Source organism: Vibrio sp. 378 (assembly GCF_033339435.1).
The window spans coordinates 1-515 of sequence record NZ_JAWOUO010001206.1; the positions used below are offsets into that span (position 1 = coordinate 1).

Below are 515 nucleotides of genomic sequence, written 5' to 3' on the forward strand. Positions count from 1 at the left end.
TATCTTGGTTCGCCAGTGATGTGGATTAATTTTGCAGATTTGGAGCAAGATCTCCCACTCGTTTCATTGCGCGACTGTCTACATTTCCCTGAACCGCTATTTATGCTGTTGAGCAAGGCTATCCAATATGGGCACATGACCCAAAGCTTACGCTTTTGTCCGCAATGTGGTGGGCGCAACTTTCTTAATAATAATCAATTTGCCATGCAATGCGGAGAGTGTCGTACCTTGCACTACCCGCGCATTTTCCCATGCATCATCGTTGCTGTGCGTAAAGAAAATCAGATTTTACTAGCGCAACACCCAAGGCATCGAAATGGCATGTACACCGTGATTGCGGGCTTTTTAGAGGCGGGAGAAACCTTAGAAGACTGTGTCGCGCGCGAAGTGCATGAAGAGACGGGCATTCACGTGAAAAACATTCGTTACTTTGGCAGTCAGCCTTGGGCCTTTCCATCCAGTATGATGATGGCGTTCCTCGCCGATTATGATTCAGGTGAGCTCAATCCGGATTA

At 47.4% G+C, this 515-nt stretch carries 1 protein-coding gene; it reads left to right on the forward strand.

What is annotated here, in order from left to right:
• Positions 1-515 (forward strand): NAD(+) diphosphatase (gene nudC, locus R7Q48_RS31165; RefSeq protein WP_318134294.1); only part of this gene is annotated, 515 nt, incomplete at both ends.